Origin of the sequence: Roseobacter sp. FCG-D35 (genome assembly GCF_033436665.1) — a bacterium.
In the GTDB taxonomy this organism is placed as follows: Bacteria; Pseudomonadota; Alphaproteobacteria; order Rhodobacterales; family Rhodobacteraceae; genus JAWQFO01.
Genome location: NZ_JAWQFO010000003.1, coordinates 353,201 through 373,692, shown reverse-complemented (window position 1 = coordinate 373,692; position 20,492 = coordinate 353,201). Strand labels below are relative to the sequence as shown.

Annotated in this window: 23 protein-coding genes; 14 read left to right on the top strand and 9 right to left on the bottom strand. The window is 66.5% G+C overall.

Annotation, left to right across the window (positions count from 1 at the left end):
• The first annotated feature begins 10 nt into the window (after positions 1 to 10).
• Positions 11 to 598 (top strand): glutathione S-transferase family protein, encoded by a 588-nt coding sequence (locus tag R5H30_RS10110; protein WP_318328163.1) that lies wholly within the window; start codon positions 11 to 13, stop codon positions 596 to 598.
• A 68-nt stretch (positions 599 to 666) separates the two neighbouring features.
• Here R5H30_RS10110 and R5H30_RS10105 read toward each other — a convergent pair whose 3' ends face one another.
• Positions 667 to 1,848 carry a TIGR03862 family flavoprotein gene (locus R5H30_RS10105; protein ID WP_318328161.1) on the bottom strand — a complete coding sequence of 394 codons (1,182 nt, stop codon included), beginning with the start codon at positions 1,846 to 1,848 and terminating at the stop codon, positions 667 to 669.
• A 47-nt stretch (positions 1,849 to 1,895) separates the two neighbouring features.
• On the opposite strand from R5H30_RS10105, the gene R5H30_RS10100 reads away from it, so the two are divergent.
• Positions 1,896 to 2,201 (top strand): HNH endonuclease, encoded by a 306-nt coding sequence (locus R5H30_RS10100; RefSeq protein ID WP_318328160.1) that lies wholly within the window; start codon positions 1,896 to 1,898, stop codon positions 2,199 to 2,201.
• 67 nt (positions 2,202 to 2,268) lie between these two features.
• Here the strand turns inward: R5H30_RS10100 and R5H30_RS10095 are convergent, their stop codons facing one another.
• On the bottom strand, positions 2,269 to 3,018 hold the full coding sequence (locus tag R5H30_RS10095) for an SDR family oxidoreductase (protein ID WP_318328321.1): 750 nt from the start codon (positions 3,016 to 3,018) through the stop codon (positions 2,269 to 2,271).
• 137 nt (positions 3,019 to 3,155) lie between these two features.
• Between R5H30_RS10095 and R5H30_RS10090 the strand changes: the two genes are divergently transcribed.
• The 6 genes from R5H30_RS10090 (at position 3,156) to lpxK (ending at position 9,437) form a co-directional block, all read left to right on the top strand.
• Positions 3,156 to 4,673 carry a DUF2125 domain-containing protein gene (locus R5H30_RS10090; RefSeq protein WP_318328159.1) on the top strand — a complete coding sequence of 506 codons (1,518 nt, stop codon included), beginning with the start codon at positions 3,156 to 3,158 and terminating at the stop codon, positions 4,671 to 4,673.
• Between the two features lie 90 nt (positions 4,674 to 4,763).
• Positions 4,764 to 6,110: a TldD/PmbA family protein gene (locus tag R5H30_RS10085; RefSeq protein ID WP_318328158.1), complete on the top strand. Its 1,347-nt coding sequence runs from the start codon at positions 4,764 to 4,766 to the stop codon at positions 6,108 to 6,110.
• Positions 6,097 to 6,873, top strand: coding sequence for an inositol monophosphatase family protein (locus tag R5H30_RS10080; protein WP_318328157.1), 777 nt, complete (start codon positions 6,097 to 6,099; stop codon positions 6,871 to 6,873). The genes R5H30_RS10085 and R5H30_RS10080 overlap by 14 nt, the downstream gene beginning before the upstream one ends.
• Positions 6,874 to 6,948: 75 nt before the next feature.
• Complete coding sequence (locus R5H30_RS10075; RefSeq protein WP_318328156.1) at positions 6,949 to 7,191, top strand: DUF4170 domain-containing protein; 243 nt, start codon at positions 6,949 to 6,951, stop codon at positions 7,189 to 7,191.
• A 6-nt stretch (positions 7,192 to 7,197) separates the two neighbouring features.
• Complete coding sequence (locus R5H30_RS10070) at positions 7,198 to 8,433, top strand: 3-deoxy-D-manno-octulosonic acid transferase (RefSeq protein WP_318328155.1); 1,236 nt, start codon at positions 7,198 to 7,200, stop codon at positions 8,431 to 8,433.
• Positions 8,433 to 9,437 (top strand): tetraacyldisaccharide 4'-kinase, encoded by a 1,005-nt coding sequence (lpxK, locus tag R5H30_RS10065; RefSeq protein WP_318328154.1) that lies wholly within the window; start codon positions 8,433 to 8,435, stop codon positions 9,435 to 9,437. Before R5H30_RS10070 ends, lpxK begins: the two co-directional genes overlap by 1 nt.
• 10 nt (positions 9,438 to 9,447) lie before the next feature.
• Here lpxK and R5H30_RS10060 read toward each other — a convergent pair whose 3' ends face one another.
• Genes R5H30_RS10060 through R5H30_RS10050 form a run of 3 tightly spaced genes read right to left on the bottom strand, consistent with a single transcriptional unit; the run spans position 9,448 to position 11,750 of the window.
• On the bottom strand, positions 9,448 to 10,569 hold the full coding sequence (locus tag R5H30_RS10060; RefSeq protein ID WP_318328153.1) for a CaiB/BaiF CoA transferase family protein: 1,122 nt from the start codon (positions 10,567 to 10,569) through the stop codon (positions 9,448 to 9,450).
• Positions 10,566 to 11,231 (bottom strand): DsbA family protein, encoded by a 666-nt coding sequence (locus tag R5H30_RS10055; protein WP_318328152.1) that lies wholly within the window; start codon positions 11,229 to 11,231, stop codon positions 10,566 to 10,568. The genes R5H30_RS10060 and R5H30_RS10055 overlap by 4 nt, the downstream gene beginning before the upstream one ends.
• A 12-nt stretch (positions 11,232 to 11,243) precedes the next feature.
• On the bottom strand, positions 11,244 to 11,750 hold the full coding sequence (locus R5H30_RS10050) for a DUF721 domain-containing protein (RefSeq protein ID WP_318328151.1): 507 nt from the start codon (positions 11,748 to 11,750) through the stop codon (positions 11,244 to 11,246).
• Between the two features lie 82 nt (positions 11,751 to 11,832).
• On the opposite strand from R5H30_RS10050, the gene mutY reads away from it, so the two are divergent.
• The 3 genes from mutY to R5H30_RS10035 all read left to right on the top strand — a co-directional run bounded on the left by mutY (position 11,833) and on the right by R5H30_RS10035 (position 14,622).
• Positions 11,833 to 12,897 (top strand): A/G-specific adenine glycosylase, encoded by a 1,065-nt coding sequence (gene mutY / locus R5H30_RS10045; protein ID WP_318328150.1) that lies wholly within the window; start codon positions 11,833 to 11,835, stop codon positions 12,895 to 12,897.
• 69 nt (positions 12,898 to 12,966) lie between these two features.
• A complete protein-coding gene (locus tag R5H30_RS10040) occupies positions 12,967 to 14,118 on the top strand; it encodes an alkane 1-monooxygenase (RefSeq protein WP_318328149.1) in 1,152 nt (383 codons plus the stop codon).
• 66 nt (positions 14,119 to 14,184) lie between these two features.
• A complete protein-coding gene (locus tag R5H30_RS10035) occupies positions 14,185 to 14,622 on the top strand; it encodes a response regulator (protein WP_318328148.1) in 438 nt (145 codons plus the stop codon).
• Between the two features lie 128 nt (positions 14,623 to 14,750).
• Here the strand turns inward: R5H30_RS10035 and R5H30_RS10030 are convergent, their stop codons facing one another.
• The 3 genes from R5H30_RS10030 to R5H30_RS10020 form a co-directional block, all read right to left on the bottom strand.
• Positions 14,751 to 15,851, bottom strand: a complete 1,101-nt coding sequence (locus R5H30_RS10030) for a site-specific DNA-methyltransferase (protein WP_318328147.1) — start codon at positions 15,849 to 15,851, stop codon at positions 14,751 to 14,753.
• An 86-nt stretch (positions 15,852 to 15,937) separates the two neighbouring features.
• Entirely contained in the window at positions 15,938 to 16,567 is a 630-nt protein-coding gene (gene rnhB / locus R5H30_RS10025; RefSeq protein WP_318328146.1) for a ribonuclease HII, read from the bottom strand.
• A 179-nt stretch (positions 16,568 to 16,746) separates the two neighbouring features.
• Positions 16,747 to 17,388, bottom strand: a complete 642-nt coding sequence (locus R5H30_RS10020; RefSeq protein WP_318328145.1) for a hypothetical protein — start codon at positions 17,386 to 17,388, stop codon at positions 16,747 to 16,749.
• 174 nt (positions 17,389 to 17,562) lie between these two features.
• On the opposite strand from R5H30_RS10020, the gene R5H30_RS10015 reads away from it, so the two are divergent.
• From R5H30_RS10015 to R5H30_RS10005, 3 genes are all read left to right on the top strand, one after another.
• Entirely contained in the window at positions 17,563 to 17,850 is a 288-nt protein-coding gene (locus R5H30_RS10015; protein ID WP_318328144.1) for a hypothetical protein, read from the top strand.
• 1 nt (position 17,851) lies between these two features.
• On the top strand, positions 17,852 to 18,526 hold the full coding sequence (locus R5H30_RS10010) for a winged helix-turn-helix domain-containing protein (protein WP_318328143.1): 675 nt from the start codon (positions 17,852 to 17,854) through the stop codon (positions 18,524 to 18,526).
• Positions 18,527 to 18,621: 95 nt separating this feature from the next.
• On the top strand, positions 18,622 to 19,644 hold the full coding sequence (locus R5H30_RS10005) for an aspartate-semialdehyde dehydrogenase (protein WP_318328142.1): 1,023 nt from the start codon (positions 18,622 to 18,624) through the stop codon (positions 19,642 to 19,644).
• 322 nt (positions 19,645 to 19,966) lie between these two features.
• On the opposite strand, the gene R5H30_RS10000 is transcribed toward R5H30_RS10005, so the two are convergent.
• Positions 19,967 to 20,452, bottom strand: a complete 486-nt coding sequence (locus tag R5H30_RS10000) for a DUF6364 family protein (RefSeq protein WP_318328141.1) — start codon at positions 20,450 to 20,452, stop codon at positions 19,967 to 19,969.
• Between the last annotated feature and the right edge of the window lie 40 nt (positions 20,453 to 20,492).

Sequence of the window (20,492 nt, the reverse complement as noted above, 5' to 3'; positions counted from 1 at the left end):
GAGAACGGCCATGTACAAGGTGATCGGCGCCACCAGATCCCGGACCTTCCGGGTGCTCTGGATGCTCGAGGAGCTCGGGCTGGACTATGACCACGAACCCGCCGCCCCCCGCTCGGACGAGGCGCTGGCGCACAATCCTCTGGGCAAGGTGCCGGCGCTGGTAAACGGGGAAGGCGAGGTGCTGACCGATTCGGTTGCGATCATGACCTATCTCGGCGACCGCCACGGCGCGCTGACGGCACCCGCCGCCACAGTCGCGCGCGCCCGGCAGGACGCCATGACGATGTGGCTGGTCGACGAGATGGACGCGGTGCTCTGGGCGGCCGCCAAGCACAGCTTCGTGCTGCCCGAAGAGGAACGCCAACCGGCGATCAAGGAGCAGCTCAAACGCGAGTTCGAGCGGTCGGCGGCAGTGCTTGCGAAGCGGCTAACGGGTCCGTTCCTGATGGGCGAGGAGATGACGCTGACGGATATCCTGGCGGTGCATTGCCTGAACTGGGCCATCGGCGCGAAGTTTCCACGCGTCGACGACGACCTCTTCGCCTACGGTCAGCGTCTGCGGCAGAGACCCGCGTTCATCCGCGCGAGCGCACGCTGAGGCCCCGGAGTTTTGGAAAATTCCGGCCCGTTTTCCGGATCGGAAAACGGTCTCGCCCGAACGTTCTGTCAAGCATTCAGCCTGCGCGCAGCGGCGCGGCCGGCCCAACGGCCGCTCGCGAAACAGGCAGTCAGCAGATAACCGCCCGTGGGGGCTTCCCAATCGAGCATTTCGCCTGCGCAGTAGGTGCCGGGCAGCGCCCTGAGCATCAGCTCGCCGTCGAGCGCGTCGAGCGAGATACCGCCGGCAGTGGAGATCGCCTCGTCCAGCGGCCGCAGTCCGGCGTTTGGCAGGTACAGCGCTTTCAGGATGCGCGCGAGGCTGGCAGCTTCCGCGGGCAGCGGACGCGCGATCTCCTGCACGAGCGCAATCTTGGCCGCGTCGAACCCGAGTGTCTTGCGCAGATGGTTCGAGAGACTCGCCTTGCCGCGCGGGCGGGACAGGCGGCGCGTGGCCTCGGCCAGGTCGAGGTCCGGCAACAGGTCTATCGTGAGCGGCGCACCTTCGCGCATGCCGCGGCTGACCGTGTAGACCCCGCCGCCTTCGAGCCCGCGCGCGCTCAGCACCGCCTCGCCGCGAGAGGTGAGTCGCCCCGCGCTCAGAGCGATGCCCTTGAGCGGAGTTCCGAAATGTCGGCGCATGTGTTCCGACCAGGCGACCGAGGCGCCCGAGTTGGCAGGGGCGAAGGGCGCGAGCGGTATGCCTTTCGCCGACAACAGGTCGCGCCAGGCTCCGTCAGACCCCAGCCGCGCCCAGCTGGCGCCGCCGAGGGCAAGCACCGTGGCCGACGCCGTGACGCGCGCACCGCCCTCCGGTCCGTCGAAGACCAAAGCTGCGTCATCCCAGCCACGCCAGCGCATACGTGTCCGGATCTCGATACCCATGTCCTCGAGCCGCGCCAGCCACGCCCGGAGCAGCGGCGAGGCTTTCATCTCGCGCGGAAACACGCGCCCGGTCGAGCCGGTGAAAAGGTCTTGCCCAAGCCCGCGCGCCCAGTCCTGCACCGCTTCCGCGTCGAAGTCCGCGAGCATCGGCTTCAGCGCATCCGCCGCCTCGGCGTAGTGCGGCAGAAGATGGTCTAAGGGCTCGTCCTTGGTCAGGTTCAATCCCGACTTGCCGGCCATCAGGAATTTTCGCGCCACGGTCGGCTTGGCCTCGAAGACCGTCACCGGCACCCTGGCCGCGCCCAGCATCTCGGCGGCCATCAGGCCGGCCGGCCCGCCGCCGATAACGGCGGCACGCCGCGTCACGTGGCCCCCCTTGCGGGCCGCGCACGCATCCCGCAGGCTCGCGGGAGATGCCAGATGCTTCCGCCGATCCGATCTGCCCGCTCTGCCTGCGTCCGATCCCCGCGGACGTACCGCAGAGCACGCATCACCTCGTCCCGAAGCTCAAGGGCGGCAAGGGCGGCGCGACCGTGCTGATGCACCATATCTGCCACCGCGAGATCCACGCCACGCTGACCGAGGCAGAGATCGCGCGCGACTACGCCACGCCCGACGCCTTGCGCGCGCATCCGCGCTTGGCGAAATTCGCGCTCTGGGTTGCGAAACGACCGCCGGGGTTCAGCTCCAAGGTTCCGGGCGGCATGCGCAAGCGGTAAGCGGTCACCGGGACCGTGCCGGACGGATGGACGTTTCACGGAGCCTTTTCGCCGGACCGCCAGGCAATCACACCAGCCCGACCTTCTTGCGGATCTCCTCGTCGCGCAGCGAGATTTCCTGCCCGCACCAGTCATCCGCTTCGGGCCCGCACATCCAGAGCAAAGCCTTCGCGGGCCAGTCGGCAGGGATGTGATCGGACCATTCGAGTTTGCTCACCGGATTGATGCCCGAGGCCTTGATCTCGCGCTGCATCTGCGTTGCCACCGTGCCAGGCGACAGGCCGATGGCGCGGATGCCGTTCTCGGCCTCTTCCTTGTCGAGACAACGCGTCAGCATCGCGACACCGGCCTTGGAGGCGCAATAGTGGCTCCAGGCCTCGACCGGCCCGTGCGCCGCGCCCGAACTGACCGTCAGGATCGAGCCGCCGCCCGCGGCCTTCATCACTGGCAGGGCGGCGCGCATGCCGAAGAACACGCCCTTGAGATTGATGTCGATCACCTGCGCCCAGCCGTCGGGGTCGGCCTCGTCCATGCGCGCGATCGGCTCGATCGCGCCGGCGTTGTTGATCAGCACGTCGAGCCCACCGAAAGCCTCGCGCACGGCGTTCACCGCTGCCGCGACCTCGGTGTAACGCGACACGTTGCAGGGAACGGCAAGCGCCCTGTCGCCGATTTCGCCGGCGAGGTCGGCGATCGCCTCCTGGCCTCGCGCCAGCAGCGCCACGTTGGCCCCGGCACCGGCAAAGACGCGCGCCGCCTCCGCGCCGATGCCACGGCTCGCTCCGGTGATCATCACCGTCTTGCCTGTCATGTCCATGCGCCTGTCCTCCTGTTCGGTCCGGCCGCTGGCCCCGTGGTACTGCGCGCTGCGCCGCGGGTCCACCCCGCGCCCCCTTGACCGCGCCACGGCCATGACGGAGCATGCGCGCGACCTCGCCCCGAAGGATTAGTGACATGCCCGTGACCCCCCGTCTTGCATCCGCAACCGCGCTCGCCCTCGTGATCTGCGCCCCCGCCGCACGCGCGGATCTTTCAGCCGACGAGGTCTGGGCCGACTGGAAAGGCTACCTGGCTGGCATGGGCTACGAAGTGTCCGGGTCCGAGGCGCAATCCGGCGCCGTCCTGACCGTCAGCGACGCGGCGCTGACGATGCGCTTTCCCGAAGAGGAAGGACAGTTCGGGATGGATTTCGGCACCCTGACCTTCACCGAGGGCGGTGACGGCACGGTCACCGTGACCTGGCCCGAGAAAATGCCGATGACCATCTCGGCGACGGCGGAAACCGGCGAAAGCTGGGAAGCCGCCATCGATCTCACGCAAGCCGGCATGCAGATCACCGCGTCCGGCGCTCCGGACGATATCGTCTACGACTACGGCGCGGACAGCATCGCGATGATGCTGACGGACCTAACGATCGACGGCGAACAGGTGGCAGAAAGCGACGCCTCGGGGCAGATGGGCATCGAAGGTCTCGAGGGCCGCACCGCGGTCAAGGTCGGCGAGATGCGCGACATCGACCAGTCCGGCACGGCCGAACGGCTGACCTATACGCTCAAAATGACCGATCCGGACGGATCGACCGCCGATATCTCCGGTTCGGCCGAGACCATCGACTTTTCCGGCACGCTTTCGGTGCCGCTCGAGCCGATCGATTCCTCGGACCCCTCGGCCATGTTTGCGGCCGGCGCGACCTTCGACAGCACGATGCGCTTCGGCAGCAACGCGACAACCGTGAACGGCACCGGGCAGGACGGTGTGGTGCGGATGAACACGACGTCTGAAGGCGGCGATCTCAAGGTGACGATGTCCGAGGCCGGACTGTCCTACGACATCGCGCAGAACGGACTTTCCGTGGCCCTGGAAGCCGACGCCGCGCCGCTGCCGATCGCCTTCGACGTCGGGCAGATCGCGCTCAACCTCATGATGCCGCTGACGGAATCGGACGCGGCGCAGGATTTCGCGCTCGGCGCGCGCCTGGCCGGTCTGACCGTCTCGGACGCGATCTGGAGCATCTTCGACCCGCAGGGCCAGCTGCCGCGCGACCCGGCGACCGCGGCCTTCGACCTGACCGGCAAGGCCCGCATCGACGCCGACTTCCTCGACCCCTCCTTCGCACCGGACGGCAGTGCGGCGATGGAAGCGCCGGGGCAGGTGGAATCGCTTTCCATCAACGAACTGCGTCTGGATGCCGTGGGGGCCGAATTGACCGGCACCGGCGACTTCGCCTTCGACAACAGCCAGCCCGCGACCGGTCCGGTGCCGGATGGAAGCGTGCAACTGACGCTCTCGGGCGGAAACGCGCTGCTCGACAAGCTCGTCGCCATCGGCATCCTTCCGCAGGAACAGGCGATGGGCGCGCGGATGATGCTGGGGCTCTTCGGGGTGCCTTCGGACCAGCCCGACACGCTGACCTCGAAGATCGATTTCCTGCCGGACGGACAGATCCTCGCCAACGGTCAGCGCATCCGCTGACCATTGGCCTGAGGGACGCCAAGCCGCGCCGGCCCTTGCGACGCGCCGCGCCAATGGCTACCACGTGGCGGTGATCCCGGAGACCCGCCCATGACAGAAACGCTGGAGGACCTGACCCGGCAGCTGCTCGACGCCGCGCGCACTGCTGGTGCGGACGCGGCCGACGCGATCGCGATGCGTGGGACAGCATTGTCGGTCGAGGTGCGCGGCGGCGCGCTGGAACATGCCGAGCGGTCCGAGGGCACGGACATCGGTCTTCGCGTCCTGGTCGGCCAGAAGGTCGCCAACGTGTCGGCTTCCGACACCAAGCCCTCGACCGTCGCCGAGATGGCGGACCGGGCGGTGGCCATGGCGCGCGAGGCGCCGGACGACCCGCATGCCGGGCTCGCAGATCCAGCGCAACTCGTCGGGACATACGATCTCGCGGCGCTCGAGCTGCGCGACCCTGCACCGGAGCCGACCGCAGCGGCCCTTCAGGAGGACGCGCTGCGCACCGAGGCGGCCGCGCGTGACGTCGACGGGATCAGCCAAATCGATTCCGCCAGCGCGGGCTATTCGTTGCGGCACGTATATCTGGCCGGCAGCAACGGGTTTTCGGGCGGATATGCGCGCACCAGCCGCGGCATCTCCTGCGTGGCGATCACAGGGTCCGGCACCGCGATGGAGCGGGACTACGACGGCGACAGCCGGACCTTCCAGTCCGACCTGCGCAGCCCCGAGGATATCGGGCGCCGCGCCGCCGAACGTGCCGTTGCAAGAGCCGGCGCCCAACGCCCAAAGACCGGGGCCTACCCGGTGCTCTTCGACGAGCGCGTGTCGGCGACGCTGGTCGGGCACCTGCTGGCAGCGGTCAACGGCGCATCCGTCGCGCGCGGCGCCTCCTGGCTACGCGACGGGCTCGGAACGCAGGTTCTGCCCGAGGCGCTGTCGGTCATCGAAGAGCCACACCGTCCGCGCGTCAGCGGGTCGCGTCCGTTCGACGGCGAGGGCTTGCCGACACGCACGCGCAGGATCGTCGAAGGCGGCCGCCTGACCGGCTGGACGCTGGACCTCGCGACGGCGCGCAAACTTGGCATGGAGTCGACCGCCAACGCCGTGCGCGGCACCTCGGGCGGGCCGTCGCCCGCCTCCTGGAACGTGCGGCTGACCCAGGGCGACCGTGATCGCGACGCGCTGATCCGGGAGATGGGGACCGGTCTGCTTGTGACCTCGCTGATCGGGGCGACGATCAACCAAAACACCGGGGACTATTCGCGCGGCGCCGCCGGCCTCTGGGTCGAAAACGGCGAAGTGCAGTACCCGGTCAACGAATGCACCATCGCGGGGAACCTGCGGGACATGCTGCTCGGGCTGGTCCCGGCGAACGATGCCCGGCCCTGGCTCAGCCGGGTCGTACCGTCACTGCTGGTGCCGGGGATGACCATTGCCGGGGGATGACCTCGACCTGATCACGGCGGCGGTTCTGCGGGCAGGTGAACTCGCGCGCGGCTACGTCGGTGCCGAGGCCCGGCGCTGGAACAAGCCGGACGACGCCGGACCGGTGACCGAGGCCGACATCGCGGTCAACGATCTGCTGGAAGAGGCGCTCAGATCCGCGCGACCGGACTACGGTTGGCTCTCCGAAGAGTCCGAGGATACCGGTGACCGCCGCGACCGCGAATTCGTCTTCGTCATCGACCCAATCGACGGCACGCGCAGTTTCGCGGAAGGCTCCAACACCTGGGCGCACTCGGTCGCCGTCTGCCGCGACGGCGCGGCCACGGCGGGTGCGATCTACCTGCCTTTGCGCGACAAGCTCTTTACCGCAGCCCTGGGTAGCGGCGCGTATCTCAATGGCGCCCGGATTGAAGCCTCGACCGTCGAGGATCCCAATGCGGCCAGCGTGCTGGCCACAAAGCCGTCCATCGCCCCCGAGCGCTGGCCGCGCGGGGTGCCGGGGTTCAGACGCGAACACCGCCCCTCGCTCGCCTACCGGCTTGGCCTTGTGGCGCAGGGCCGGTTCGAGGCGATGGTCACCTTCCGACCGACCTGGGAATGGGACGTGGCCGCCGGGGCGCTGATCGTGACCGAGGCCGGGGGGGTCTGCACCGATGCGGCGGGGAAGGCGCTGCGCTTCAACCAGGCGGTGCCGCGACACGGCGGCGTGGTCGCCGCGGGGCCGAACATTCACGCCCCGCTGCTCGAAGCGATGCGTGCCTGACCCGGCGGCGGCGCTTGACGCTCCGGTCGCGATACGCGATTTTCCGCCAATGCCGCCAGACCAAAGGATCTGAAGATGAGCCAGCGCCTGCACCTCGTATTCGGAGGGGAGCTCGTAGACCCCTCGAAGAACACCTTCAAGAATGTCGACGACCTGCACATCGTCGGCATCTTCCCGGACTACCAGAGCGCCTTCAACGCCTGGAAGGCGGAAGCGCAACGCACCGTTGATAATGCGCACATGCGGTACTTCATCGCGCATCTGCACCGTCTGCGCGACGAAGAGCAGCCGGCCTCGACGACCGAAGTCCTGAGATAGCGCGACATGGCCCGGTCGCTGGGGCTGGCGGCCTACAGGGCTTGGTCGCAGAGGGGTGAGAACGGTCGCTACGCCGGCGTCCTGGCACGCCCCCGGGGCGAAGTCGTCTGGATCCATGCCGCCGAGATCGCCAACCTCGCGGCGGTCCACGACCTCGCAACGCGCCTTGTCACCGCGCGGTACGGTCTGAACGTGTTGGTGACCCTGCCAAACGTGCCCGAGGCCGCCGAGAAAATCGACACCTTCGCCGGAGGCCCGATCCTCTACGACATGGCGCCGAAATCCGATCACCCCGCGACGGTTTCCGGGTTTCTCGATCATTGGTCGCCCGGCATGGGTCTCTGGGCGTGGGGCGGGCTGCGGCCCAACCTTGTGCAGGCCGCAATCGATCGCGGTTGCCCGATGGTGCTGTTCGATGCCGACGCCGAAGGTTTCGACGGCCGCCGCGACCGATGGATCCCCGAAGTGACGCGGCATGTCCTGGCCGCGTTCCGCGCGCTTCTGGTGCGTTCGAGCCAGGCCGAGGCCCGGCTGGAACACCTGGGGCTTCCCGCAGGCCGTTTGCAACGGCTCGCGCCGCTCCAGGCCGGTGGCAGCGCGCTGCCCTGCGACGACGCGGACGAAGCCGAACTGTCCGCGGCGCTGTCCGGGCGGCCCGTCTGGCTGGCGACCGGCGTCCAGCCCAGCGAGATTGCGACCGTGCTGAGCGCGCATCGCGCGGCGCTGCGGCTGTCGCACCGGATCCTTCTGATCCTCCACCTCGCCGATGGCGGCAGCGCGCGGGCCTGCGATGCCACCGTGCGCGACGAGGGGTTCCGCGTGTCGCATTGGCCCGACACGCGCGAACCCGACGACCTGACGCAAGTCCTGCTCGTCGAGGATGCACAGGACCTCGGGTTGTTCTACAGGGTCGCCCCGGTTTCATTTCTCGGCAGTTCGCTGTCGCCCGAGTTCAGCGGCCGCGATCCGTTCGAGGCGGCCGCCTTGGGGTCCGCCATCCTCTACGGCCCGAACATCCGGAAGTACCTGCCGCTCTACACGCGTCTCGCCAATGCCGGGGCGGCGCGCATCGTCAACGACGCCCATGCCTTGGGCATTGCGGTGACGCGGCTGATGGCGCCGGACCAGGCGGCCTCGATGGCCCACGCTGGCTGGGACGTAATCAGCCAGGGCGCGGCGGTCACCGACAAGCTGATCGACCTCGTGCAGACGACGCTCGACGATATCGAGAGCGGCCGCTGATGCGTGCGCCTGGCTTCTGGTTCACCGACCCCGCGCATCCTGCTCCCGCCGCGCGCCTGCTGTCGCCGCTGGGTGCGCTTTATGCGCGGGCGACAGCCCGCCGTCTCGCGGGGGGTGCGCGGCGTCGCGTTGGTGTTCCGGTGATCTGCGTCGGCAATCTCAACGCCGGCGGCACCGGAAAGACGCCCACCGTGATCGCCGTGACCGAGCGCCTGCGCGATCTGTTCCACAGTCCGCATGTCGTCTCGCGCGGCTACGGCGGTCGCCTGAAGGGACCGCTGCGGGTCAATCCGGCGAAACACCGTGCCGAGGATGTTGGTGACGAACCGCTCCTGCTGGCCGCGTTCGCCGAGGTCTGGGTGGCCGAGGACCGAGTCGCGGGTGCGAAGGCGGCGGTCGACGCGGGGGCCAGCGCGCTCGTGCTCGACGACGGGTTCCAGGACCCGGCGCTGGCCCATGACCTCGCCATCGTGACAGTCGATGCGGACAAGGGGTTCGGCAACGGGCGTTGCATTCCCGCAGGTCCGCTGCGCGAACCGGTGGCCGAAGGATTGTCACGCGCCGACCTGCTGCTGTCGATCGGAGGGGCTGAGGCGCAGGCACGGTTCGCCGCGCGCGACCTTCCTGACGGCCTTTCGCACCTCAGGGCCGAGATGCGGCCTCTGCAGACCGGCATGGACTGGGCGGCGACGCAGGTCTTCGCCTTCGCGGGCATCGGGCATCCCGAAAAATTCTTCGACACCCTGCGCGATCTCGGGGCGCGGCTCGTGCAATGCGAACCGCTCGACGATCACCAGCCGCTGACCCCCGCCCTGCTGGCGCGGTTCGAAGCCGACGCGCTCGCGCGGGATGCGCAACTTGTCACCACCGAAAAAGATGCGGCGCGTTTGCCTGCGTCGTTCCGAAGCAAGGTGCTGACCCTGCCGGTGCGGTTGCACTTCGAGGATGACGCGCCGCTTGTCGCCGCGTTGAAGGCTTTGCCCGCCCCCGACGGCGCAGGTTAGGCCGCGCCGGTCACGCGCGGTTGTCCTCGCCCAGCTTCGGAGATGGGCGGTCCAGCGCCAGCGTGGCATCCGAGAAGGTGAAGGGCGAGCGGACACCGGGCACGCCGCCCGCGTCGATCTGCATGCCGCGCGCCTGCACCTGCGGATCGGCCATCACCTCGGCCATGTCGTTGATCGGACCCGCGGGAATGCCATCCGCCTCGCAGGCGGCCAGCAATTCCGCCTTGCCGCGCCGCGACGTCTCCGCGTTGAGCCGCCGAATCATCTCGTCGCGATGCGCCAGCCGGTCTGCGTTCTTCATGTAGTCCGGATCGGTCGCCATCGTGTCGAGCCCCAGCACCCGGCAGAGCCGCTGGTACTGCCCGTCGTTGCCGGTGGCGATGACGATATGCCCGTCGGCGCAATCGAAGACCTGATAGGGCGCGAGGTTGAGATGCGCATTCCCCATGCGCCGCGGCGGCACGCCCGTCGTCAGGTAGTTCATCGCCTGGTTCGAGGTGATGCCGACGGCCACGTCCATCAGTGCCATGTCGATGTGCTGCCCGCGCCCCGTCCGTTCGCGCTGGTGCACCGCCGCGAGGATCGCCGTGGTCGCGTAGACCCCGGTCAGGATGTCAGTGATGGCGACCCCGTACTTCTGCGGCTGGCCCTGCGGCTCGCCTGTCAGCGACATCAGCCCGGACATGCCCTGGATGATGAAGTCGTAGCCCGCCCGGTGCGCATAGGGTCCCGAATGGCCGAAGCCGGTGATCGAACAGTAGATCAGGCGCGGGAAGTCCTTGGCGAGGCTCTCGTAGTCGAGCCCGTACTTCGCCAGCCCGCCGGTCTTGAAGTTCTCGATCAGGATGTCCGCGTCCGCCAAGAGCTCGCGCACAAGCGCCTGGCCCTCCTCGGTGCGGAAATCTGCTGTGACCGAGGCCTTGCCGCGGTTGCAGGAATGGAAGTAGGCGGCCGAGACGTCCTCGTCGCGGGTCACGAAGGGCGGGCCCCATTGCCGCGTGTCGTCGCCGGCAGGGCTTTCGACCTTGATTACTTCGCAGCCGAGATCGGCAAGCGTCTGGCCGGCCCAAGGGCCGGCCAGAACGCGTGCCAGCTCGACGACCTTCAGGCCCGCGAGCGGAGCGTCGGTCACTCGGCGGCCTCGTCGATGATCTGGGCCATCTCGTCGTAGGGCATGTTGCCGTATTTCTTGCCGTTGATCACGAAGCTCGGCGTGCTGTCGATGCCGTGCTCGGCGGCGTTTTCCTCATACCAGGCGACCAGCGTGCGCGCCTTGTCGCCGTCCTGCAGGCAGGCCTCCATCGTGTCGCCGTCAAGCCCGGCGAGCCGGCCGATCTTGCGCAATTCCTCGACGATCTGCGCCGGCTCCCCGGCGCGCACCCATTCGCTCTGGCCGGCATAGACCAGGTCGGCGATGCCGAAGAAGGTCTCGGGCTTGTCGGCGCAGCGGGCGATCATCGACGCCCAGAGCCCGAAGCGGTCGAAAAAGACCTCACGGTACACGAAGTTGATCTTGCCGGTGTCGATGTAGTCGGTTTTCAGCTGCTTGTAGGCTCCGGCATGGAACGAGGCGCAATGCGGGCAGGTAAAGCTGGCGTATTCGATGACCGTAACCGGTGCGTCCGGGTTGCCCTGCGTCATCTCGGTGACGGTCGAGGTATCGACCTCGGCTTCCTGCGCGTTCGCGGCGAACGGCAGGGACGTCGCGCCGGTCTGGCCGGCTCCGCCGCCATAAATGAAGGTTCCGAGGCCCAGAACCGCGATCGCGGCCAGGAGTGCTGTCAGTCGCGACATGTGTCTTCCTTTTCAGTGATGGGTTTTCGTCAGAATGTTCTGTCCCAGAAGCGCCAGCGCCGCCCGCAGGCCCGCGTCCTGCACCGGGCCGACCGCCGCCTCGGCCTCGGCGCGCAGCGCCGGGTCCGGGCCGGCCGCGGCATCGGGCTTGCGATGCTCGAAGGCGACTTGGCCTTCGGCGAACCCGGTCGCCGCGGTCTGGGTGATCCGGATCCGGGCGATGGCGTTGTAGCCATAGACCGCGTTGACGCGGGCGCGCAGCTGTTCCTTCTGCATCTCGAGCATCGGCGCGTTGGCCCCGGTGGTCAGCAGCGTCAGCGTCGCACCAAGCCCGCCGCGCCCGTAGCTGATCTCGACCGGGCGCGAGATTTCGGCGGTGGCGCTGCCCGCGACCTCGGCCCAGTGCGTCAGTAGCCGGCTCTGCGCGAAACCCCGGCTTTCAGAGGCTTCGCGGATCCGGCCCTGCAACAGGCTGGAGGTGCGTTTGAACCCTTTGGTGCTGGCGCGCGGCGGCGGCATGACTATGTTTCTCCGGACTTGCGCCAGCATAACGTTTGCGGCGTGGGCCGCCAGTGCAACAGAGGGCCGCGGGGCATAAAGATTGCGTGACACCACCGACATAGAAACGCTGCGCCACGACCTGCTTGCTTGGTACGACGTGCACGCCCGCGAGATGCCCTGGCGCGTGCCGCCCGCGGCGCGCAAGACGGGCGTTCGACCGGATCCGTATCGGGTCTGGCTGTCCGAGGTGATGCTCCAGCAGACCACCGTCGCGGCCGTGCGCGATTACTTCGCGCGGTTCGTGGCGCGCTGGCCCACGGTCGCCGACCTCGCCGCCGCCGAGGACGGCGACGTGATGGCCGAATGGGCGGGGCTGGGTTACTACGCGCGGGCGCGCAATCTGTTGAAATGCGCCCGCGTGGTCACGCAAGAGCACGGCGGCGTCTTCCCGGCGGACCATGCCGCGCTGCTGAAGCTGCCCGGCATCGGCCCCTACACCGCCGCCGCCATCGCCTCGATCGCCTTCGACCTGCCGCAAGCGGTTCTCGACGGCAACGTCGAACGGGTCATGGCGCGTCTTCACGACGTCCATACGCCGCTCCCGAAGGCCAAACCGGAGCTGATGGCGCTTGCCGCTGCGCTGACGCCCGACGACCGACCGGGCGATCATGCCCAGGCGGTGATGGACCTCGGGGCCACGATCTGTACACCGCGGTCGCCCGCCTGCGGCATCTGTCCCTGGCGCACGCCCTGCCAGGCCCGCATCGCCGGCACCGCCGGATCGTTGCCGCGCAAGGTGCCGAAAGCGGCCAAGCCGGTGCGCCTCGGTACCGCCTTCATTGCCCGGCGCACTGACGGGGCCTGGTTGCTCGAACGCCGGCCAGAGACCGGACTGCTCGGCGGGATGCTGGGCTGGCCGGGCAGCCCCTGGGTCACCGAAGCGGACGCGGCAACCTCCCTCGAACCTCCGGTCGCGGCGGACTGGACCCCGGTGGCAGGCGAGGTCCGGCACACGTTCACGCACTTTCATCTGCGGCTTTCGCTGATGCGCGCAGACGTCCCGATGGACGCACAGCCTTTGCGGGGAAGCTTTCGTGACGCAACGGAATTTCGCCCATCCGACCTGCCGACGGTTATGCGAAAGGCCTTCGATCTTGCGCGCTGAGCGGCAAGGCGGTTTGATGTAATCGCTGCGCCGCACCGCACGTATCGAAACACCCTGAAGAGTGAACGCATGAGCGACACCTCCCGCATCCTCCCACCCTCGGAAGTCGCGCGGTTCACCCGCGCCCTGCCGTTCTGGATGTCTTTCCTGCTGCCGCCCGTCGCCGTCTTCGGAGCCTATCACGGCGGCTGGACGGTGATCCTGCTGCCGCTGATGACCTGGTACCTTTTCTCCGCGCTCGACGCGGTGATCGGCACCGATCGCGACAATGCCGACCTCGCGACCGGCGAGGATCACCTGTCGCTCTACCGGGCCGTGACCATTGCCTGGGTGCCGGTGCAATTCGTCACGCTGTTCGGCCTGCTGTGGTACGTGCCGCAGGCCGCGCATCTCGGCACATGGGAGCGCCTGGGCCTGTTCTTCGGCGTGGGCGTCATCACCGGCACCATCGGGATCAACTACAGCCACGAACTGATGCACCAGAAAAGCCACTTCGAACGCTGGCTTGGCGACATTCTGCTGGCAATGGTACTCTACTCTCATTTCCGCTCGGAACATCTCGTGGTCCATCACCGCTATGTCGGCACGCCGCGCGATCCGGTGACGGCACGCTACGGCGAAGGCTTCTATCGGTTCTTTCCGCGCGTGCTCTGGCAGTGCCTCGTGTCGTCCTTCCGCGGCGAGCGCGCGCGCCTGCAGCGCGGGAACCGCCCGGCTTACGATCGCACGAACCCGTTCTGGCGCTACGCGACGCTGCAGGGCTTCATGCTGTTGCTGGCATTTCTGCTCGCCGGATGGGCCGGCATCGGATTCTTCCTGCTGCAGGCCGTCGTCGCGATCTGGCAGCTCGAGCTGGTCAATTACGTCGAGCATTACGGGCTGACCCGCAAGCATCTCGGCGACGGCAGGTACGAGCACGTCAAACCGCATCATTCGTGGAACTCGGATCAGAAGACCTCGAACTGGTTGCTGATCAATCTGCAGCGCCATTCGGACCACCATTACAAGCCTGACAGGCGCTATCCGGTCTTGCAGACCTATGGGCCGGACGCGGCGCCTCAGTTGCCGTTCGGCTACCCGGTGATGACGATGCTGGCGATGGTCCCGCCGCTCTGGCGTCGGGTCATGAACCCGCGCGTGCAGGCGTGGCGCTCCCGCCACTATCCTGACGTCGCGGACTGGTCCGCCTACGATTCCGCCGCCAACCCGCAGCCGCGCTGACGAGAGAACCTCGCGTTAAGACTTTCATGGCATGTCTCCCGTTGGATCAGTGTTCCGGGGGAAGAAATGTCGATGCAAGTCCAGACAATGCAGGTTCCACGACCCAACGTTCACAGGCCCGAAAGCTGCCTGATCATTGAGGACAGCAGTTTTGACAGGCGCATGATGTCGCGCGTTCTTGGCCGCAGTTTTCCGCATATGTCGGTTTCGGCGGTGACGACACTGGCGGCAGCGCGGCGGCATCTCGCCTTGCATGGCACATCGCTGATCCTGCTGGACAACCAGTTGCCCGACGGCATCGGCGCCAACTTCGCGATGGAACTCTCCGCCGACACGCGCTTTGCCCATATCCCGGTGATCCTGATCAGCGACTGGCCGTCGCCTTTCATGTACGACAAGGCGCATTTCGCCGGCGTCCGGCACGTTGTCGACAAATCCGATTTCGGTGCGCGCTACATTCACGACGCGCTGCGCCCGGTACCCAGGAAGATCAGACGGCACTAGGCCCCGCGGAAAAAAAGACCCCGCCAGGTGGCGGGGTCAAGGTGAGTGCCTGTCAGGGCTGCCTTCGCTTGGGAAAGGCCGCAGGCACCGGCGGTGTCAGTGTAATTCTGTGTCCGTGAAGCTCGGTGTCAGTCGCCCATTTCCGAGCGGATCTGCTGGCGCAGGAAGTCGATCGGCACGTGCTTCCCGTCGCGCTTGAAACACCAGTAGGTCCAGCCGTTGCAACTCGGCGCCTTCTCGAGCGCCGCGCCGACCTGGTGAATCGAGCCCTTCACATCGTCCCCGATCAGCGTTCCGTCGGCCCGAACCTTGGCCTTGTGACGCTTGTTCATCGAGTATAGCTCTTCGCCCGGGCGCAGCATCCCGCGCTCGACAAGCTGCCCGAACGGCACCCGCGGCTCGGCACGACGCGACGTCGAGACCTGCAGCGCCTCGCGATCGAACTTGCGCACCGACGCGATGCGTTTCTCGGCGACAGCACGATAGGCCGCCTCGCGCTCGATGCCGATGAAATCGCGACCGAGCATCTTGGCCACCGCACCGGTGGTCCCGGTTCCGAAAAACGGATCGAGCACGACGTCGCCGGCATTGGTCGATCCGACGAGTACCCGGTGCAGCAGCGACTCGGGCTTCTGCGTCGGATGCGCCTTGTCGCCGAAGGCGTCCTTGAGGCGTTCGTGACCCGTGCAGATGGGCAGAACCCAGTCCGACCGCATCTGGATGCCCTCGTTGAGCGCCTTCAGGGCCTCGTAGTTGAAGGTGTATTTCGCGTTTTCGTCCTTGCCCGCCCAGATCATCGTCTCGTGGGCGTTGGTAAAGCGCTTGCCGCGAAAGTTCGGCATCGGGTTCGACTTGCGCCAGACAACGTCGTTGAGGATCCAGAACCCCTGGTTCTGCAGCGCCGCACCGACGCGGAAGATGTTGTGATAGCTGCCGATGACCCAGATCGCCCCGTTCGGCTTCAGCAGACGGCGCGCGGCCTTGAGCCAAGCGTTGGTGAAGCTGTCGTAGGCCTTGAAGCTGGCGAACTGGTCCCAGTGGTCGTCGACTGCGTCGACCCGCGAATTGTCCGGCCGGTGCAACTCACCCTTGAGTTGCAGATTGTAGGGAGGATCGGCGAAGATCAGGTCGACCGAGGCTTCGGGCAGCCCGTTCATCACCTCGACGCACTCGCCGGAGAGCACGCAATTCAATGGGAGCGCCGCGGCGCTTCTGGTCTTGGTCATCATGGTCTGCCTCGTCCCGGTGCTTGGTGCACTCGCTTGTTGAAGCAAGGATGAGTCAAAGGCGAATCCCGGTCAATTTCTTTATTGAATCAACCGGTTACGTTTTCGCCTTGATACAAGATATTGTGGACGGGCCGGAACGTTTTTCTATGGTGTGGGGTCACGCCGAGATTTTGGAGCGCCGAGATGTGGCTTTTCGATCCATATCCCATGTTGGTCTCCCAGCCGTAGCCGGGGTGCTGTTGCGCCAAATCCACCATGATCGCGTCACGCGCTATCTTGGCCACGATCGAGGCGGCGGCGATGGACAGGCACACCGTGTCGCCGCGCACGATGCACCGCGCCGGAAGCGTCAGTCCCCGCGGGATCATGTTGCCGTCGACCAGCACGCTCTGTGGCGCGAGCGACAGCCCGTCAATCGCCCGGGACATCGCGAGATGACTGGCACGCAGGATGTTAAGCTCTTCGATCTCCGCGACGCTGGCATGGGCGACGCTGACCTCGGCACAGGCGAGGATCTCGGCCGCGAGCCGTTGGCGCGCCTTCAATCCCAGCGACTTGGAATCGTTCACGCCCTCGGGAATGCAATCCGGGTCCAGCACGACGGCGGCCGCGGTGACCGGACCCGCCAGCGGTCCGCGCCCGACCTCATCGACACCGGCAACGCGGAAATGACCCTCGGATTGCGCGGCGCGCTCGAACTCATAATGCGGTCCCATGCCTACCCATCGCCCGGAGAGGGGTCGGTTGGCAACAGCCGGTCACGTCACGGACCGACAAAACGCCGCCCGCCCCGGGGTTACCGGGGCGGGCGGTTAACTTGGCGCCGAAGCGCCGCACTCGTTAACAAAGGCGCAGGACGTGGTTCCCGAAAACCGTGTCCCGCAGGCCCTCCGCGTCAGCGGCGGGCCAACTGGTAGCCGCGGTCCCGCAGGCAGACCGCGTCATATCCGTAGATTTCGCCTGTGCCGCCCCGAACGCTGGTGCGGCAGGTGTCGGGGAGGTCGTTGAGGTGGCCGTAAGAGTTCTCCAGGCAGTTGTAGCCGAACATGCGCACCTTGCCGCCGGACGTGTCATGGCTTTGCAGGCACTGTCCCGGAAGCAGCTTGCGCTCCACGTCCCAAGGCAGAGGACGCGGCGTGATGTAGGACTGCCCGCCGTAAAGGTTGGTGTTGCCGCGCGCCACGTAGTTCTCGCGGTCGCGCTCCAGCCTGCGTTCGTAGGCCTGCCGGCGCTCCTCCTCGATCGCGCGCCAGGCTCTTTCGCGTTCGCGCTGCTCTTTGCGCGCCTGCTGGGCCTCGCGCTTGCGCAAGCGCGCGTTCTTGGCCTCCTGCTTGCTTTCGCGGGCCTCGCGGCGCTTGCGATCGCCGTCATCGTCGTCGTCGTTGCGGTTCTTGATCAACGCTCCGATCGCCGCCACGCCCAGCGCCGCGATCAGCGCCTTCGTCAGATCGCTTGGTTCGGCCCGTACGGGGGTCGCCCCGACAGAGGTGATGGCGATCGCGGCAGCGACGACGGTGGCGATGAACTTGCGGTGCATTGACCTGCTCCCTTGTTGACGTTGTGGACGCCGCCCGAGCAGTGGGCGACTTTGCCCGAGCAAACTGTCCGCGACCCCCGGGAACAGCAATAACACCGGCGCGTTATCCGATAACGCGAACGATTTCGCAGGTTTGATATTGATTGACCGGGCCTCGGCACGCAGGAATGGGACATGAGACACACTTTCTCTTTCGTCTTCGCCCTGGTGCTGGTGTTCACGTCCGGAGCGACCGCCTCGGCGGAATGCTTCGCAGACTACAAGGCCAAGCGGGACAAACCCTTGCGGCTGCACTACGGTGTCGCGCAGGTGTCCAACTGCAGCAGAAGAGGTGCGCAACGCGAACTTGCGCCGCGCCTCGAGTCTGCTGGCTGGACCCTGCTCAACGTCGTTTCGGTGTTTGACCGGTCCGGGCTGGACGAAAGGAAAGAGAGTGCAGGACGATTTTTCCTCCGCTTCTGACATGCGGCGTTCAAGCGAGCGGATTGTCGTGCTGGGGATCGTGGGGATACTGGCGCTTCTGCTGGTCTCCGCGGCCTGGCTGTTCTGGGCGCTTCCGGATGCCAACGCCTTCAATGCGCAGGTCGAGAGGCTTTTCGTCGAGAACGACGATCTGACCGCGCAGGCCGAGGTCAAGCTGCTCGAGATCCTCGCGCAGTCCGGCACCGCGTTTTCCGACACGCTGTCGAGCTACAGGCTGGTGATCTTCGTGCTGCTGGTCTTTGCCACCGCGATGCTGATTGCGGCGCTGGTCTTTCTGGTGATGCTGGTCGGGTTCAATCGGCGCATGGCGCAGATCGAGCGGGTTGGGATCCAGGTCAACTCGCTGCTGATCAGCCGCGAGGAGAACACGGTCTATCTCAACAATCTCGGCTTCAAGCTCACCGAGGCGGCGATGGAGACCATGGCGGTGCTGGCCGAGGCGCGCATGGATGACGACGTTCTGACCGGGTCGCAGATAGAGGGCATGATCTCGGGGCGTTCGGCGGCCGACTGCGAAGAAGCGGCAGGGGCGACGCGGATCAAGCGGTTGCGCGACACGCTTGGCAACCAGATCGTGTCGGAGCTTCTGGTCAAGAACATCGCGCGGCGCGGCTACATGCTGGCGATCGACAAGGACGTGATCCGCGTCATCTGAGCGCCGGCCGCAAGATCGGTCCGGAGCCCCCCCTTTCGCTGCGCGCGCAACAGGTATATGAGGCGCCGGACTCACCGCAATCATCGGAGTGAAACATGGGCTACCGCGTCGTAGTCGCGGGCGCCACGGGCAACGTGGGCCGCGAAATGCTGAACATCCTGGCCGAGCGCCAGTTCCCCGTCGACGAGATCGCTGTACTGGCGAGCCGCCGGTCGATGGGAACCGAGGTCAGCTTTGGCGACAAGACCCTCAAGACCAAGGATCTCGACACTTTCGACTTCACGGGCTGGGACATGGCGCTTTTCGCCATCGGCTCGGACGCCACCAAGACCTACGCGCCCAAGGCGGCGGCCGCGGGCTGTGTGGTGATCGACAATTCCTCGCTCTATCGTTACGATCCGGACGTCCCGCTGATCGTGCCGGAGGTGAATGCCGACGCGATCGAGGGCTACGCCAAGAAGAACATCATCGCCAATCCGAACTGCTCGACCGCGCAGATGGTCGTGGCGCTCAAGCCGCTGCACGACCGGGCGAAGATCAAGCGGGTGGTCGTCTCGACCTACCAGTCGGTCTCGGGCGCGGGCAAGGACGGTATGGACGAGCTCTGGGATCAGACCAAGGCCGTCTACAACCCGGTCGACGACAAGCCGGCGAAGAAGTTTACCAAGCAGATCGCCTTCAACGTGATTCCGCATATCGACGTCTTCATGGACGACGGATCGACCAAGGAAGAGTGGAAGATGGTCGCTGAAACCAAGAAGATCGTGGACCCCGCGATCAAGGTTACGGCGACCTGCGTGCGCGTTCCGGTCTTCGTGGGGCATTCCGAAGCCGTGAACATTGAGACCGAGGACTTCCTCGACGAGGACGAGGCACGCGAGATCCTGCGCGAGGCGCCCGGGATCATGGTGATCGACAAGCGCGAGGACGGCGGCTACGTGACGCCGATCGAGTGCGTCGGCGATTTCGCGACCTTCATCAGCCGCATCCGTCAGGACAGCACGATCGAGAACGGGCTGAACCTGTGGTGCGTGTCCGACAACCTGCGAAAGGGTGCTGCGCTCAACGCGGTGCAGATTGCCGAGCTTCTCGGCAACCGCGTTCTCAAAAAGGGATAGTCGGCGCCGCGACACCCGGCTCTTTCACGTCAACCTGCTGAAACTTATGCCTTTAAGCCGACCCGGATCACATTATCCGGTCGGCGGGGGTGTCAGTTTTCGAAAAAAACTCTACTCTTGCGAGAAACTTCTCACAACCTTGAGTCGTGACTGCCTGTCGATCGACCAAAGGGGAGGATGCCTTGAGTAGAATGATCGGTCTGCTGCGGACCACGACGGCGTTCCTTGGGCTGACGGAACAGCGGTCTCATTCCCATACGGCTGCGAGGTCCGCCGGACTGAGCCGGGACGAGCTCGAGCGGCTTTTCGCGGACGAGCTTTGCTATGCCGCGGACTCGGACGCGGACAAGGGTGCGGTGTCCGGTGCCAGAAGGGCAGCGGGCAACAGTGCCGCGTCGGATTCGAGATCGTGAGGATGAACTGGCGCCCCCGGGCCAAACCGGCGCAGGAAGGTACGATAGCCGAACCCGAGATCGGTCACGAGGCAAAGTAGCCGTCCGCTGGTTTCCGTATGAAGCGTAAGCCCGCCCCATGACAGCTTCAGCCAGTAACCGTGCCGCGCAAGACGATGGCTGAGGTCCTCCCAGCCGGTCGCCGCGTCCAGCTCGGAGACCAGGAGCGTCTGCAAGGCGAAAACAAGCCGCGTGTTGCCGTGATGTGATGTCTTGGGCGTGGCGCGACCGGCGAGGTCACGCTTGAGAAGATCCTCGACGACCTTGGCGATGGTCTCGTTTCTCTGGCTGGCGATGCTCTTGGCGGCGTGAACGAGACTGGACGGAAGTTTCAGCGTGACCGTTTGCGTATCCATACCCGGAGAAAAACCCGGGCACGGTAAACTTGGGGTTAAG

What these genes read in the sequence shown, in the direction of transcription:
- R5H30_RS10110 (WP_318328163.1), top strand. Translation starts at nt 11, where the DNA reads ATGTACAAGGTGATCGGCGCCACCAGATCCCGGACCTTCCGGGTGCTC.
- R5H30_RS10100 (WP_318328160.1), top strand. Translation starts at nt 1,896, where the DNA reads ATGCCAGATGCTTCCGCCGATCCGATCTGCCCGCTCTGCCTGCGTCCG.
- R5H30_RS10095 (WP_318328321.1), bottom strand. Translation starts at nt 3,018, where the DNA reads ATGGACATGACAGGCAAGACGGTGATGATCACCGGAGCGAGCCGTGGC.
- R5H30_RS10090 (WP_318328159.1), top strand. Translation starts at nt 3,156, where the DNA reads ATGCCCGTGACCCCCCGTCTTGCATCCGCAACCGCGCTCGCCCTCGTG.
- R5H30_RS10085 (WP_318328158.1), top strand. Translation starts at nt 4,764, where the DNA reads ATGACAGAAACGCTGGAGGACCTGACCCGGCAGCTGCTCGACGCCGCG.
- R5H30_RS10075 (WP_318328156.1), top strand. Translation starts at nt 6,949, where the DNA reads ATGAGCCAGCGCCTGCACCTCGTATTCGGAGGGGAGCTCGTAGACCCC.
- R5H30_RS10070 (WP_318328155.1), top strand. Translation starts at nt 7,198, where the DNA reads ATGGCCCGGTCGCTGGGGCTGGCGGCCTACAGGGCTTGGTCGCAGAGG.
- lpxK (WP_318328154.1), top strand. Translation starts at nt 8,433, where the DNA reads ATGCGTGCGCCTGGCTTCTGGTTCACCGACCCCGCGCATCCTGCTCCC.
- R5H30_RS10055 (WP_318328152.1), bottom strand. Translation starts at nt 11,231, where the DNA reads ATGTCGCGACTGACAGCACTCCTGGCCGCGATCGCGGTTCTGGGCCTC.
- R5H30_RS10050 (WP_318328151.1), bottom strand. Translation starts at nt 11,750, where the DNA reads ATGCCGCCGCCGCGCGCCAGCACCAAAGGGTTCAAACGCACCTCCAGC.
- R5H30_RS10040 (WP_318328149.1), top strand. Translation starts at nt 12,967, where the DNA reads ATGAGCGACACCTCCCGCATCCTCCCACCCTCGGAAGTCGCGCGGTTC.
- R5H30_RS10035 (WP_318328148.1), top strand. Translation starts at nt 14,185, where the DNA reads ATGTCGATGCAAGTCCAGACAATGCAGGTTCCACGACCCAACGTTCAC.
- R5H30_RS10030 (WP_318328147.1), bottom strand. Translation starts at nt 15,851, where the DNA reads ATGATGACCAAGACCAGAAGCGCCGCGGCGCTCCCATTGAATTGCGTG.
- rnhB (WP_318328146.1), bottom strand. Translation starts at nt 16,567, where the DNA reads ATGGGACCGCATTATGAGTTCGAGCGCGCCGCGCAATCCGAGGGTCAT.
- R5H30_RS10020 (WP_318328145.1), bottom strand. Translation starts at nt 17,388, where the DNA reads ATGCACCGCAAGTTCATCGCCACCGTCGTCGCTGCCGCGATCGCCATC.
- R5H30_RS10015 (WP_318328144.1), top strand. Translation starts at nt 17,563, where the DNA reads ATGAGACACACTTTCTCTTTCGTCTTCGCCCTGGTGCTGGTGTTCACG.
- R5H30_RS10010 (WP_318328143.1), top strand. Translation starts at nt 17,852, where the DNA reads ATGCGGCGTTCAAGCGAGCGGATTGTCGTGCTGGGGATCGTGGGGATA.
- R5H30_RS10005 (WP_318328142.1), top strand. Translation starts at nt 18,622, where the DNA reads ATGGGCTACCGCGTCGTAGTCGCGGGCGCCACGGGCAACGTGGGCCGC.
- R5H30_RS10000 (WP_318328141.1), bottom strand. Translation starts at nt 20,452, where the DNA reads ATGGATACGCAAACGGTCACGCTGAAACTTCCGTCCAGTCTCGTTCAC.